Below are 13372 nucleotides of genomic sequence, written 5' to 3' on the forward strand. Positions count from 1 at the left end.
AACGAAAGGGCAGTTAATGAAAAGTCTCAATACTGCTTTTTCGTTTGCACCACCTTCGATTCTTTCCTTAACGATTTTTCGTTCTCAGCGACTTCCCAATAAATGGGAATTTAACGTTCTCTTTTATGCCTATCAATAAGCAACAAAACAAACATAATAAACCATATCCCCCATGCAATCAAACAACCAATTCCTAGATATTGGATATCTATGATTATTCCAATAATAAAAGGAACTGACATAAACATCATTCTTTTTCCATATGCCTTACACATAGCATTCTCATCGTATTTCTTTCGTTCATCCGCTGATTTCATATTATAACCCGACAAGAAATTAGCAGCTTTTCCTTCTGATTTATAAAACCACATTCCAAACAAAAACATAATCACTGCCATCATAAAGTCAAAAACAATATAGATCATATAATCATAGAACATATAATACAATTTCTCCTTTCAGCCAATCACTCTTATCTCTTTGAATTTTCTACATTACTCCTCATCTTTGACCAAACATAGCAAATCAGTATATCCTGACTGCATAAGTAATTGCTTAAAACCAGAAAGCACTTCTTCTTTTGTATAATTGTTATTTTTCAAAAACTCACTATCCTTCTCACTAAGGTATTGGTAGAAAAGAGCTGCTGCCATTACCTCATTTCTGTCTGTATAATCAATGCTATCTAAAAGTATATTCTCTGCTTCGTTAATTTTCCCAGAATCAATCATATCAAGAAAATCTTTCAAATTTTTCCCTGATACTTCATATTTATTTTCTTTTTCAAGTTCAACAGAAACATACTTTTTCCCAAACATTAAAGAAAATAATACTCTTACCATTTCTTTTATCATTCGCATAATATAGTCTTTTTCGTCTGTGAAATACATTTTTCACCTCCATAACTACCGATTTTCCAACAATACAAGCAGGAAATTATTTATCATCTGTATTGTTTTCCTTTTTCTTATGAGTCGAACCCAAGCAAAGAAATGAAGAACCAAGACATAACCATACTATAGCCATAGAACTTTCATTTCCACTCGTAAAGCCAATAGCTGACGCTATGAAAAACAGAACTGATGCAATGTAAAATAAGATTGATTTGTTTATCCCTTTTTTCATAAATAAGCATCTCCTGCAAACAATAATTTATTTTAATAAATATTTTTTAAACGCTTTATGATTATCAAAGTGGACTTCTCTAAAAAACAGAACTAACCAAATAATATAGGTTGGTATAGCCATATATGGGGTTAAAAGGCAGGATAATGTCGCTCCTGCTAACATTATAACAGTCCATATGAAGCACTGATTTCTTATATCACGAGAGATCTGAGCTTTATCATACATTGCTTGTTCTTCTTTAGAAAATGAATTAAATCCTGAAACAAATTTAGTTGCTTTTTCCTTAAAAATCGCAAATAACACACCTATAATTACAAATGGTATAACCAAAATTATACATGACCAAAATCCTATATTCATAATACATACCTCCTCTTAAAATACCAATTTCTCAGTTTCAAAAGCTGGAAGTTATTGATCTTCTGAATCCAATCCAAGTTCTTTCAGCTCTTTTTCGTTTTGGATATCTTCAACAGTTTTCTTTCCAGTGATAGCACTGTAGGCTTCTTTGATGCCATTTTTCACTGCCCATTTGATAACGAAATACAGCGCAATCAAAATAACAATTGCGGTTCCTCCACTTATACCTAATTCATTCCACATAATTCAATCCTCCAAATTTCGATTTCTATTTTCGTTTCCATAGCATAGTGTACTCTTTTTCACCAGTAGCTTCATCCAAGCCTTCACATTGAATAATGAACGCTTCTCTTTGGTAAAAAGAAATTGCTCTGGCATTCTTCTGGTATACATTTAATCGTAAGCTAACTTTTTTATCCTTAACATAATCTAATAAAAGCTTACCTATGCCACATGACTGCATTTCATCGGAGACAAAAATACCTTCTATATATTTATCATTTAGTCCTACAAATCCTTGTATCATTTTATCTGCTTCAAACACATAAACTTCGTATTGTGACATCATTTCTTTTACTAATTCATAATTACTTTTCCAGTATTGATTGGAAATAAAATAATGGGCTTTCAGATTTGTCTTTAACCATATGTCAGCAATTCTATCGATATCTCCGTTCAGCAACTTTCTAATCATAACAAATTTTCTCCACAACTACATCCTTTATGCTTTTCTCTTTTTTTCATTCTATCACAAGCTCACCATTAATCATCATTTTTTTGATATTTTTTCTTTTCCCCCACTGTAAAACAGTCTCTGAGCGTTTCGTTATATAGAGGGGTACACATACAGAGCAAGATCCACCCATGTTTAACAGTATTGCCATTTGGCATCCTGTTCTCCTATGGGATTTATCTTGATGGGGATCTCCCCATACCCTCTCAATAACAGACGTTTCACTTGTCTGTTGGTTCCACCTAAAGGTGTTCACAGCACTATTTCTAATATCGGAAGGGACAGCCGATATTGAAATACGTGGATTCCCGGCGGGAGGAATAGTCTCAGCGAAAGGAGGAGTATGAGAACAAAAAACAAAGATAAAGAACTGAATCACAGACATTTTATAGGATTACGTCTTACAGATGTCGAACTGGATTTATTAGACCAAGGCGCTGCTTGTTTATCTGTTAGCCGATCAGAATATCTGAGGAAACTTCTATTGGAAAAGCAAATCCATCATCAGATTGAAGTTGTTGCAGACATGAATGATCTCAGAAAACTGGTCAGTGAATATGGAAAAATCGGATCGAATCTCAATCAGATCGCCAAGCATTTTAACAGTGGTGGCAGTCAGTCTCGTGCTATAGAAAATGAAATCCATCAGTGCATCACGGACTTATTCCTATTGAGAAAAGAGGTACTGAAACTGGCAGGTGGTATGAATGGCAATCGTAAAACACATTAAAAGCAGAAATGCAAATTACTCGGCTGCTATCAATTACCTTCTGTTTGAACATGATGAAAAAACCGGGAAAAAGATTGTAGATGAATCCGGACGAAGCATCCTACGAAAAGAGTTTTATATGGATGGACTGAACTGTGATCCGATGTCTTTTGACAAGGAATGTGAACTGACAAATGCTCATTTTCACAAAAATAAGAAACGTGAAGATATCAAAAGTCACCACTACATTATCAGCTACGATCCAGCCGATGTTACAGAAAACGGTCTTACCGGAGAGAGAGCACAGGCAATCAGTTTGGACCTTGCAAAGCAGATGTTTCCCGGATATCAGGCACTGGTGGTTACGCATACTGATGGTCACAATGAATCCGGAAATATCCATACTCATATCGTCATCAACAGTGTGCGAAAGACTGCAGTGGAAAGGCGGCCTTATATGGATAAACCACATGAGGAAGCCGCCGGTTACAAGCATCGATCCACTGATAAATTCATGAACACTTTTAAGAAAACCGTCATGGATCGGTGCCAACAGGAAGGACTTCACCAAATAGATCTTCTTGCACCGGCTGAGAAAAAAATCACTCAGAAAGAGTATATGGCACAGAAACATGGCCAACAAAAACTGGATGAGATCAATCAGAAAATCATCGAAGATGGTCTCAAGCCAACATCCACCGTGTTCCTTACACAGAAAGAATATTTGCGAAATACAATTGATGAATGTGCTGCCACATCCAATAGTTTTGATGAATTCCAATCCAAACTTCTGGAACAATTTCAAATCTCTGTGATTGAGCATCGTGGCAGATACAGCTATCTTCATCCTGATCGACAGAAGCGGATTACTGAACGTGCACTGGGAACACGATATGGAAAAGAATACCTGGAACAGACCTTCTTACGCAAGGATCCATTGGCCATTCTCTACATCAGATCTCACCTGCGCCTGGTTGTAAATCTCCAGACAAATGTGAAAGCAATGCAGAGCCCGGCTTATGCTCATCGGGTAAAACTTTCTAACCTGCAGCAAATGGCAAATACCATTATCTATGTGCAGGAACATGGATTTGATACGCAGTCAGATCTGAAAAACACACTGCTTGCCTCAAAGCAGGAACTAAAAGAAATGCAGACACAGGTTGCTCAGCATCATTCCGATCTAAGAATCCTCAACAATCAGATCCGTTATACCGGACAGTACTATGCAAATAAGGAAGTTTATTCCCAGTTTTCAAAAGCAAAGTACAAAGGAAAGTACCGGAAAGAACATGCGAAGGAAATTCAGAAATATGAAGAAGCCAGAGATTGGCTGAGATCCTTTTATCAGGATGGAAAGATGACAAGCCTAAAAACCTTGACTTTACAAAAAGAAAAACTGCAACAGCAGATAGCTTCCGAAGAAGAAGCAATAAGCAGCTTGAAAGAAAAATTAAAAGATTTGGATACTGCCGATCAGAATGTTGATTTCATTCTTCAGATGCAGATTCCGGAACCAGTAAGATCAAAAACCAAGGATCTCGAAAGATAACCATCACAAAACAAAGGAGGAACTATCACATGACACAAGAAGAATTTAATATTGTATTTGAACTTCAGATGAGAAAGTGTGCCGATATTCTGGCACATAAAAAGAAAGAATATACCGGTGACAATATTGACCGCCTCAGTGCATTCAAGATTGCTGCCGCTTTACAAAACTGCGATCCAAAAGCAGCACTGGCCGGTATGATGTCGAAACATGTCGTATCCCTTTACGATATGTGTTATTCCACTCTGTTACATTTTGACATGGAACAGTGGGATGAAAAAATCACAGACTGCATCAATTATCTGATCCTTTTAAAAGCTCTGGTAAAGGAGGAACAGGCCTATGGATCACATTGAAACAGCTATCTTAAACTGCTATGGAATCCGGGAAGCAGAACAGAATATGGTCTTTGCTGCCAGACTCACACAACACGGTCATACGATCCAGAACATGGCAGATCTGATGGATCTTTACCGTCAATCCTACAGTCAGAAGACTGTAGAAAACATTGCAGGGCTTCCGCATCCAACCGTGCAGAAATTCATGGTCATTACCGTAGCTGTTGTTGGTGCAAGCAGACGCTTCCTGGCACAGATCACAAGACATCAGAACGAAGTAAAGTACATGAGTGCATCTCTGCAGTACAGCAATTATTCCGGTCATGCTGCATTTGCTATTCCATATGGAATCATGAAAGCAGATAAAGAAATCCAGGATATTTACAAGAAAAGCTGTCAGTCAGATCTGGATCATTATGCAGAGCTTTGTGCCTTAGGCATTGATCATGATTCAGCCGGATATGCCACACCTCAGGGACTTCGAAACGTACTGATCATCAGCGCGACACCTTACCAGTGGAAGCATATGATTGGCCAAAGAACCTGCCGAAGAAATACGGATGAAACAAGGATTGTGATGCTACAGATCTGGCAAAGATTGTACAAATTAAGCCCGATCCTTTTTGCACCGGATCTGACCGGTCCATTCTGTCAGAGAGGAAGCTGCATGGAAAAACAGATGTCCTGCCAGAATCCTATTTCAAAACTTTGGACTCCTGCTGATATCTTAAAAGAAGATTATCCATTGCTCATCAGGAAGGAGGTGAGCAGCCATAAAGATTAAACTGATTGACTTTGGTCTGAAAGCAGATCATCATCCCTTCCGACCACATGAAAATGATGCCGGTGCGGATGTATTCATGCCTTATGATTGCGTATTAAAACCAGGCGAGGTTGCAAGAATTCCACTTGGATTCGGTCTCATCATCCCAGATGGATTTGCCGGATATGTCTTTCCACGAAGCAGCATGGCAGCAAAAGGACTGGTATGCGAACTTCCACCGATTGATTCCGGTTACCGTGGTGAGATTCATGCCATTATCAGCAATGTGAGCACATCTTCTCAGACCATTCATAAAGACACACGCGTCGGTCAGCTGGTGATTACACCGGTCGTGATCGCAGATTTTGTCCTGGACCTTGGTAATGAACGAGGAACCGGGGCTTTTGGAAGTACAGGAGAATAATACTATGATTACATTTGGAAGAAAATTAAAACACTTAAGACAGAAAAATCATCTCACCCAGAAAGAACTTGGCATAGCTGTTGGATTTCCCTACAGCTGTGCTGATGTCCGGATTGCTCAATATGAAGGCGATGTCCGAACACCAAAAGAGGATCTTATGAAACTCTTCGCATCAACACTCGGTGTTCCGGTTGAACTCTTTACCGTACCAGTACTCTCAGAACCTAGAGAGTATGAAGCGGCAGAATATTGGAGGTATGAGTTAGGGGCGGAGTTGGATTAAATTTATATTTCTACGAAGAAAGCCAAAGACATTTAACTGTTCACCCAATCAAACGTCTTTGGCTTATTTAATTACAACTATTTTTTTAGAGTTTTACCCAGTAACTCATACAGAGCTTCTGCCTCTTCTTGAGATAAAGTAATTCCTTTTCCCATTTTTTCATGTTCTGGTGCCCAGTCACGAATATCATATTTTTCTGCAGCTCCATTCCATGAAATCATATTTAATTCTTTTTTCCAACCTTTGGCACTTTCTGAAAGTATTCCTATTGGGTAACAAAAAACACCGTATTTCTACGGTGCGTTCTGTCAGATATATTCTGTTTTATGATAGCAGAAAACTGGAATTCACAGTTCTTCCATCCTTCCCATCTTCAGCGCCATAACAAGAGTTCCGGCTGCCATCACAAAGACACCAATTTCAATCACATAGATGGGAAGAAGCGCCGGACCTGCCACGGCAAAGAAGTCCACGATAAAATGAATCCCATATGCAAGAACCGCTGTAAAAGCCGCTGTCCTACATTTGCCTGCCTTTATCGCCCGGTAGATCAGCAGTGACAACCCGATATGCAGAATGATGGCACTGATTCTTTCGATTCCGCTTACAAAAAAGAGTGGTGCCGGTGTTGTCCATAGGGCCGACAGCTGTGACACGGTCTGGTTTGCAGACTCAGCAGGAAGTGCCGCCAACGTATTCTGCATGGCTCCGCTGTTGATCATCAGCATGGACACAAGATTGCTGATTCCGGAGAGTCCTCCGAGCAGAATGGCCTCCACACCGCCATGCCCGATTCCATACATCAGTGCATTTGGAAAATCCAGCCATTTCTTCATCCAGAACTTCATGGCAATCAGTCTTCCAGTCTCTTCAAAAACCGCTGCAGCCAAAGCCGCGTACACATAGTAAAGCCATGGCCTGCTCTGTGCGTTCAGTCCGCAGAACTGAATGACAAGAACATGCAGCAGCTGCTCCAACAGCATGGCAAACAGCAGATAGGTTCCTGCTCCGATAAAGAACGAAGAAATCCTTGCCTTAAGCTTCACCCTTCCTGCAATGAACAAAGCAATCGGTACCCCCATCGAGAGGACAACGGAGCAGATAACTCCCGCTATCGCCAGTCCTGATATTGTGTTCAATTCCATCTTTATACCTCCCTGATTCTTAAAAAATTCCTTTATTGTATTTGAACTGTCCATACAATATAAAGCCTAATCCGACAATAACTGCTGGAAGAATGATATAATCTATAATTATTTCACTCCAAAACGAAACAATAAAACCTAATACAAGAGATATTCCTATAATCAGCGTTCCTGTGCCGACTGTTTTTCCATACTTTGGTATATCTTCTTCCTTTACTTTTCGCCTGTTATAAGAGTGAATTGTGCTGATATTGCCTTTGATATTTACAATTCCCACAACAGATATGAACACTCCCAAAATCAACATTATAATATTTTCCATAATGACCTCCTAAAAATAAAATAGTTCCTCAAATTTTTTGTCCAATGCAATACAAAGAATTAGAGCCAATTTTGCAGTTGGATTAAACTGTCCTGTTTCAATAGAACTAATGGTATTTCTTGATACCCCTACCATTTCTGCAAGCTGAGCTTGAGAAAGATTTGCTTCTGTGCGAACTTCCTTTAAGTGATTTTTCAGTTGTAATTGTTCTTTCATATTCTCACCTCTAAAAGATGGCTAACAAATCCAACAAATGCCAAAATGGAAAACACAAAAAACAGAACAGTCAAGACCAAATCGCTCTTTCGCTTCATTTTGATAAAACGAACTAACCATTGTGTTGCAATAATGCTGAAGTATATAACCCACGGACTATAAATCATAGTATGAGCAAGCACAGAAGATAACAGCGAAAGTAAACAACACACTAAAGCACCAACTCTGCTTGCGTGACTTCCGGCTTGATATACCACTTCCATTTCAGCCAAGTCCTTATTGCGATGTTCTTTTCTGCTTGCATTTAAGATTTCGTCCTTTTTCATAAAAACACCTCCATGCCAAGTTTTCTTTGCATATTTTAATTATACACATACCAAGTTTTCTTGTCAATAGAGTCATAAAAAAGTTACAACCGATATAAGAGATAACTTTTCTACCACTTCGATTATACTCACGACTTAATGACTTCTTGAATACATGCCGAAAAAGAAAAACTGCCATCGGTTTGACAGCAGTTCTTCTTCGGTTGGTATCCGTTAGGAATACACAATATCATTCAATACAATCTCATCGGCACAGGCTCGAATGTTATTCATCAATCCTATCCATCTCATCATATCCGTTGCTTTCAGTTCTTCCGTTACACCCTGCTTAAACGCTAGTTTTTGCCCTTTAATCGTGGTATTACTTATAGCAAAGCACAAAATAAGGCCCAAAAGGGCACTTTCCCTTTTGAGCCTATACACTTTATTAGCTAACGTATTTTGCTTTCATTTTTCCTCATGGTCATGAGGCTTTTTTTTCTTAAATCGCATTCTATGAATCCTTCGATTGTTCTTTCTGTTCTTCAATAATTCGTTCTGTTGCTTTATGAATTCTGTCCTTAGAATAGGGTGGTCTTAAATTCAATGACAACCGTCCTTTTCTGATCATATACGTTTCACTTCCATCCTCAGAAAATCCTTTCAACCAGCAATCATCTGGATACTTCTCAGCAAAAGTCCGTAACCGTTTCTGCAAGCTCTGATTGAAGGTATACACATCATAGAATCCGTCATCTTCATTGGTCAGAATAATCGTTTCTTTTTCACACTTTAACCTTCGCATATTCTACCCCCGCTTTCTTTCCATTTCCTGATCCAGATATTTTGGTATCGGCTTTCCGGACCGGCGAGCAATAGCAATCTGTTTCTGATGGAGTCGCTTGATCACAGATCTTCGTTTCTTAGGTTTATTATCCTGTTCATTTCGGGAAGTCTGTTTGTTGCTGTGGGCATCAGAGATCTTTTCTGGATTCTTCTTCTGATTATTCACCAAACCATCCACCATATCATAATTGGCTTCGGTACCGGATTCTCTGCTTCGTTCATAAGTGCCGTTCTGGTAGAACTTCTGGTAATGTTCCAGACGGATTTGACCATCTTGTTTTAACTGTTCGACTGAATTTAGCGGTGCCTGCTGTTGAATGTAATTATGGATCTTTTGTTTTGTTTTTTCGTCGAATTTCTTACATTCTTCGACAACCATTTTTCCATAGGCATCCAGGATAATACCCTGGGCCTGATCTCGGTATACCTGATGTTCCATCAAATAAAACTGTTTTCCATCAATAATGATGGTGTCTGTTGCAATCCAGTTCCCCTTTTTCCCATTAATCTGATAATTCTCAGTTTCCATAGTGATCAGTGCACCGGATGTGTTGATACGAATAAATCCGGCCAGATACTGTGGATAGTTCTCATCTACATAGTAGCAGCTGATTTCTCCATTCTTGTTCAATACGAGCACGTCACTGACTTCGCATTGTTTTTTCGTCCGTTTCCAGATGTCAGCGACTTTTTCATTTTCCTGCATTTCATGAATCGAGATTAATCGGTAATTTTCGACAGTAATCGACACATTCTGCTGTCTTGCCTCTTGATATGGCAGATGCCACAGTGCTTTTCCTGCTGTCTGCTGATCTACTCGGTAGACTGCAAATTGATTAAGCTTCATAGGCATCGTCCTCCAAGTTATTCAGATAATAATTCAGATCCAGAGAATAGTAGTATTTGTCTTCGATCTGCTGTAATTTTCCAACTGTAGAATTGATGATCTCAATCATTTCATCATTCTCAGGATCACTTTCTTCCTGTTCCAAAACTTCCAAAGCTTCTTTCAGTGTTTGGATTGTTTCTTCCTTTGTGTGCTGCTGGAAGATAGCAGTAATAGTCAGTTCGTTTTCTTCCAGGTTTACATTTCTCATAGGCTCATTTCCCCCCTTTTCTTTTTCGGTATTGGTTTCATCTGTATATTCAGCTCCTTCTCGTTTTTTTCTTCGCTTATATTTTTTTCGTTATCCACTTTCTTATTGGATTCCAGAGGATTTTCCATATTTGGATGTCTTTCTTCCAAGTACTTTTCCACACGACTGATTGCATTTTGCACATAAGAATTTTCTCTAAATCCAGGAATCGAATTCAAAAATTCTTTCTGTATTTTTCCTTCGATCATCAGACTCTGCATTCCTTCATAATCACTTCCGTCTTTCAGATCAAAGCCAACACATTTCAGTCCATGCATACGTTCTGATGGGATTTTCTCATAAGCTTCCAAGGCTTCTGGTAATGTCAGGTCATAATGTACTTCACCCATTACAGGAAATTCAGCACATTCAGCCGCATAAAAACTGATACATGTAAGATCATTTTCATAATCCACATTTTCTATTTCCGGGACAATATCGAGTATTTTTTCTCTTTGTGCTGCAAAGTCTGGAAGTTCTGCAAATCCAAATCGATCCACGTAATATGCCTGCATATCCCCACCACGGTTTGTAATGATAACATCACTGACCGACATAGAATGTGATTTATAATCTGCCGGTGGATTATCGTTGAATACGGCATACAAATCATCCAGCTTTTCATTTTCATGTAATCTGCCAGAATAGACACATTTATAATTTGCTGCATCGATTGTAATGCCATCTTCTTTGACCATTGCCATATTCATAAATAAATGTTGTTTTCCCGGTGTGCCTTCATCCACATGGTAAATCGCATAGCGGTCACCATTACCTCTGAACATTTCTTCCTCTAGGGTATAATCAAACTTAAATGGATACAAAGCCCGATCAACTCTTTCCGAAATATCCGTTCCTTCTGCAATCGTATCTTCCAGCCAATCTTTGATATCTCCCCATGATTCAAACTGCAAATACCCGGCAATTTCATGTGTCCCATCCGGTGCCAGTACAATATGTCCCGGTTCGCTTTCCCGATAATCATAGCGGTATCCGGCTGCTTCCAGTGCATCTACCAGAATGCCGTATTTTTCATGTAATTCTGTTTTTTGTTTTTCTTCAAGAATGATTTCCAGTTCTTCTGTAAGCTGATCGATCATTTCACCGGCTGTCTTGCGGATCACATCCATAGATGCTTTCATTTCCTTCATTTCCCGGCTGCTGCTCCAACCTGCAATATAAGGAAAACTGTAATCCGATGTATCCAAACCAAAGGAAGAACACACACAGTAAGCAACGGATTCTGCTTCAACTTCTTTTGTCAGACGGTCTTTTTCTACACCAAGGCTTTCCATGATTTCCTTGTCATGCAGTTTAGCATGGGCGGTTTCATGAATAGCAGTCTTTAAGGTCTGACTTTCACTGAGCCCTTTTTTGATCACGATTTCCTTGTCTGCATTATGATAATATCCATTGGCATTGCCATTGATCTCATCGAATCGTATCGGCACTGGGGATATTTTCTGAATAGCCTGCATGAAAGAATCAAAATCCTGCACAGCTGCAGTCAATAATTCCGGTGCTAGTGTCTGGATTGGTTCCCCGGATGTCTGAGCAATATCAAAGACGGTAACTGCTTTAAAATGTGGAACCGTAACTTCCACTTTTTCAGTCTTAGGTTTTCCATCGGTTCCCATGATTGGTCGCTGATTTTCATCCAGGACCTCTTTTTCCTTCATTTTCTTATATGGTGCTGGTGCGATGATCGTAATTCCTTTTTCGCCCTTCATGACCTGTCTACCCATGGACTGCCAGTTTTTGTAGCTGGTAACAAGTGTGGCATCCGGTCGCTGCATAGCAATCAACATTGTATTGTTAAAGGAATAATTGTGAAACTTTGCCATGGTTTTAAGAAATTCCTGATAGCGGTTACTTGTAAAAAGTTCTTCCACACCGGATTCCAGTGACTGCATAATGCTGTCCATATCTTTTCCCTGAACAGGCAGTGGAATAGTAGTAGTTTTATTTTGTTCTGTCATAATACTCCTTTCCAAAAACGCCCTACGACATTTCTTTATGCCGCAGGGCGTTTGCTCATTTAACGTTTTTCATGCTTGGTATTAAAGTTCCATATCATGTTTCTTTGCTTTCGGTTTCTTATCCGGCTGTTCTTTTCCGGCTTTCTCCGTTTTTGCAGCCTGTGCTTCTTTTTCTTTCTGACGTTCTGTGAATCTGTCAGCTTTTTCAAAGACATGATCCTTTGTATCAAAGTGATATACATCATTGGTAAGGCGTTCTGCGGGGGCTACCTGAGTGGCATTTACTTCTTTTACCATATCTCTTAACATTTCTGCATCCACTTGCCCGTCATCTGGAAAGACCAGCATTTGATGGATGGATGATGGCAAAATGAAGAAATCATTTCCAAGAAGTTCCCCCATGTTATCCATGAATTCCGGATAAAAGATCACACCGGCTCCATCAATTCTTTCTGTATTCGTAACAAAAAAGAATGTCGGCATCTCACTTGATTCCTGCAATGTTTCCTGCAGCATTTCACGTTCATCCGGTGTCAGCATGAGAATATTTTTCTGATACATTTCATCTATCAATGCACCTATACTTGATACCTCCGGGACCATAACTCGCGGTGAACTTTTCATCGCATCTTCATGAAGCTGTTCTGCCGAGATTCCATACTGTTCAAGCAGATCATTCTTGATAAACATGGAACTTAATCCATCCTGATCCTTGCCTACTGCCACATGATAGGTAATTGCGAGGTCTTCCTTCAGCTGATGCGGCGCATTTTCGAGGACTTCTTTATTTGCTTCGGCTGATGATACACGGATAAACAGCTTGTCCTTCACGTCTTCATAATTTAAAATGGACTTCAGATCAATCTGTATCGGTGTCTCAATGACTATATCTGCAATCTTTCTGCATACAGTTTCCATTGTTACGCCAGGCTGTGCTTTATATGCTTCATACAGCTGATTAAGATTAATCGTCGGGGTAAGCATCTCACCTTCTTTTCTCACCATCAATCCCGTATAGGCACGGTTCAGTTTCTGACACTCCATCGTTGATACTTCTGCATTCTCATAATCCTTTGGTAAAAAGAGTTTGATATTGTCCTTTACTTCATTTACAAATTCATTAAAATTCATTC

The 13372-nt window shown here is 39.2% G+C and carries 23 protein-coding genes; 6 read left to right on the plus strand and 17 right to left on the minus strand.

Annotated elements, in window-relative coordinates:
- Nucleotides 1–110 precede the first annotated feature (110 nt).
- The 6 genes from I4V84_RS17765 to I4V84_RS17790 all read right to left on the minus strand — a co-directional run bounded on the left by I4V84_RS17765 (nt 111) and on the right by I4V84_RS17790 (nt 2182).
- Nucleotides 111–425: a DUF3784 domain-containing protein gene (locus tag I4V84_RS17765; protein WP_029471623.1), complete on the minus strand. Its 315-nt coding sequence runs from the start codon at nt 423–425 to the stop codon at nt 111–113.
- Nucleotides 426–494: 69 nt separating this feature from the next.
- Nucleotides 495–890, minus strand: a complete 396-nt coding sequence (locus tag I4V84_RS17770; RefSeq protein ID WP_117570147.1) for a DUF6483 family protein — start codon at nt 888–890, stop codon at nt 495–497.
- 46 nt (nt 891–936) lie between these two features.
- Entirely contained in the window at nt 937–1125 is a 189-nt protein-coding gene (locus tag I4V84_RS17775; RefSeq protein WP_005342828.1) for a hypothetical protein, read from the minus strand.
- A 27-nt stretch (nt 1126–1152) separates the two neighbouring features.
- Nucleotides 1153–1488, minus strand: a complete 336-nt coding sequence (locus tag I4V84_RS17780; RefSeq protein WP_023923463.1) for a DUF3784 domain-containing protein — start codon at nt 1486–1488, stop codon at nt 1153–1155.
- Between the two features lie 51 nt (nt 1489–1539).
- The gene (locus I4V84_RS17785; protein WP_008373533.1) at nt 1540–1731 is read right to left on the minus strand and encodes a DUF6019 family protein; all 192 of its coding nucleotides are present in this window, start codon (nt 1729–1731) and stop codon (nt 1540–1542) included.
- 25 nt (nt 1732–1756) lie between these two features.
- Nucleotides 1757–2182 carry a GNAT family N-acetyltransferase gene (locus tag I4V84_RS17790; RefSeq protein WP_117499790.1) on the minus strand — a complete coding sequence of 142 codons (426 nt, stop codon included), beginning with the start codon at nt 2180–2182 and terminating at the stop codon, nt 1757–1759.
- Nucleotides 2183–2564: 382 nt separating this feature from the next.
- Between I4V84_RS17790 and mobC the strand changes: the two genes are divergently transcribed.
- The 6 genes from mobC to I4V84_RS17820 are packed head-to-tail and all read left to right on the plus strand — an operon-like array spanning nt 2565 to nt 6290.
- Nucleotides 2565–2951 (plus strand): plasmid mobilization relaxosome protein MobC, encoded by a 387-nt coding sequence (mobC, locus tag I4V84_RS17795; protein ID WP_005334781.1) that lies wholly within the window; start codon nt 2565–2567, stop codon nt 2949–2951.
- Entirely contained in the window at nt 2929–4482 is a 1554-nt protein-coding gene (locus I4V84_RS17800) for a relaxase/mobilization nuclease domain-containing protein (protein ID WP_118565761.1), read from the plus strand. The genes mobC and I4V84_RS17800 overlap by 23 nt, the downstream gene beginning before the upstream one ends.
- A 29-nt stretch (nt 4483–4511) precedes the next feature.
- Nucleotides 4512–4838, plus strand: a complete 327-nt coding sequence (locus I4V84_RS17805) for a hypothetical protein (protein ID WP_003864545.1) — start codon at nt 4512–4514, stop codon at nt 4836–4838.
- Nucleotides 4825–5604, plus strand: coding sequence for an FAD-dependent thymidylate synthase (locus I4V84_RS17810; protein ID WP_118565760.1), 780 nt, complete (start codon nt 4825–4827; stop codon nt 5602–5604). The genes I4V84_RS17805 and I4V84_RS17810 overlap by 14 nt, the downstream gene beginning before the upstream one ends.
- A complete protein-coding gene (locus tag I4V84_RS17815; protein WP_040015613.1) occupies nt 5594–6007 on the plus strand; it encodes a deoxyuridine 5'-triphosphate nucleotidohydrolase in 414 nt (137 codons plus the stop codon). Before I4V84_RS17810 ends, I4V84_RS17815 begins: the two co-directional genes overlap by 11 nt.
- 4 nt (nt 6008–6011) lie before the next feature.
- On the plus strand, nt 6012–6290 hold the full coding sequence (locus I4V84_RS17820) for a helix-turn-helix transcriptional regulator (protein WP_118143298.1): 279 nt from the start codon (nt 6012–6014) through the stop codon (nt 6288–6290).
- Between the two features lie 77 nt (nt 6291–6367).
- On the opposite strand, the gene I4V84_RS17825 is transcribed toward I4V84_RS17820, so the two are convergent.
- The 11 genes from I4V84_RS17825 to I4V84_RS17875 form a co-directional block, all read right to left on the minus strand.
- Entirely contained in the window at nt 6368–6559 is a 192-nt protein-coding gene (locus I4V84_RS17825; RefSeq protein WP_055249572.1) for a PC4/YdbC family ssDNA-binding protein, read from the minus strand.
- Nucleotides 6560–6637: 78 nt separating this feature from the next.
- On the minus strand, nt 6638–7435 hold the full coding sequence (locus I4V84_RS17830) for a YhfC family glutamic-type intramembrane protease (protein WP_243053256.1): 798 nt from the start codon (nt 7433–7435) through the stop codon (nt 6638–6640).
- A 19-nt stretch (nt 7436–7454) separates the two neighbouring features.
- A complete protein-coding gene (locus tag I4V84_RS17835) occupies nt 7455–7757 on the minus strand; it encodes a hypothetical protein (protein WP_008121271.1) in 303 nt (100 codons plus the stop codon).
- A 9-nt stretch (nt 7758–7766) separates the two neighbouring features.
- The gene (locus I4V84_RS17840) at nt 7767–7973 is read right to left on the minus strand and encodes a helix-turn-helix transcriptional regulator (RefSeq protein ID WP_003865061.1); all 207 of its coding nucleotides are present in this window, start codon (nt 7971–7973) and stop codon (nt 7767–7769) included.
- Nucleotides 7970–8299, minus strand: coding sequence for a DUF6442 family protein (locus tag I4V84_RS17845; RefSeq protein ID WP_005349825.1), 330 nt, complete (start codon nt 8297–8299; stop codon nt 7970–7972). Before I4V84_RS17845 ends, I4V84_RS17840 begins: the two co-directional genes overlap by 4 nt.
- 213 nt (nt 8300–8512) lie before the next feature.
- The gene (locus tag I4V84_RS20925) at nt 8513–8593 is read right to left on the minus strand and encodes a TnpV protein (RefSeq protein WP_330420003.1); all 81 of its coding nucleotides are present in this window, start codon (nt 8591–8593) and stop codon (nt 8513–8515) included.
- 199 nt (nt 8594–8792) lie between these two features.
- On the minus strand, nt 8793–9083 hold the full coding sequence (locus tag I4V84_RS17855) for a molecular chaperone (protein WP_118004269.1): 291 nt from the start codon (nt 9081–9083) through the stop codon (nt 8793–8795).
- A 3-nt stretch (nt 9084–9086) separates the two neighbouring features.
- On the minus strand, nt 9087–9971 hold the full coding sequence (locus I4V84_RS17860) for a DUF4316 domain-containing protein (RefSeq protein ID WP_118565758.1): 885 nt from the start codon (nt 9969–9971) through the stop codon (nt 9087–9089).
- Nucleotides 9961–10221 carry a transposon-transfer assisting family protein gene (locus I4V84_RS17865; protein ID WP_005423594.1) on the minus strand — a complete coding sequence of 87 codons (261 nt, stop codon included), beginning with the start codon at nt 10219–10221 and terminating at the stop codon, nt 9961–9963. The genes I4V84_RS17860 and I4V84_RS17865 overlap by 11 nt, the downstream gene beginning before the upstream one ends.
- Entirely contained in the window at nt 10218–12239 is a 2022-nt protein-coding gene (locus I4V84_RS17870) for a YodL domain-containing protein (protein WP_118565757.1), read from the minus strand. The genes I4V84_RS17865 and I4V84_RS17870 overlap by 4 nt, the downstream gene beginning before the upstream one ends.
- Nucleotides 12240–12320: 81 nt before the next feature.
- Nucleotides 12321–13370, minus strand: coding sequence for a DUF5688 family protein (locus tag I4V84_RS17875; protein WP_118565756.1), 1050 nt, complete (start codon nt 13368–13370; stop codon nt 12321–12323).
- Between the last annotated feature and the right edge of the window lie 2 nt (nt 13371–13372).

Source organism: Ruminococcus sp. 1001713B170207_170306_F1 (genome assembly GCF_015668065.1).
Classification (GTDB): domain Bacteria; phylum Bacillota; class Clostridia; order Lachnospirales; family Lachnospiraceae; genus Blautia_A; species Blautia_A faecis.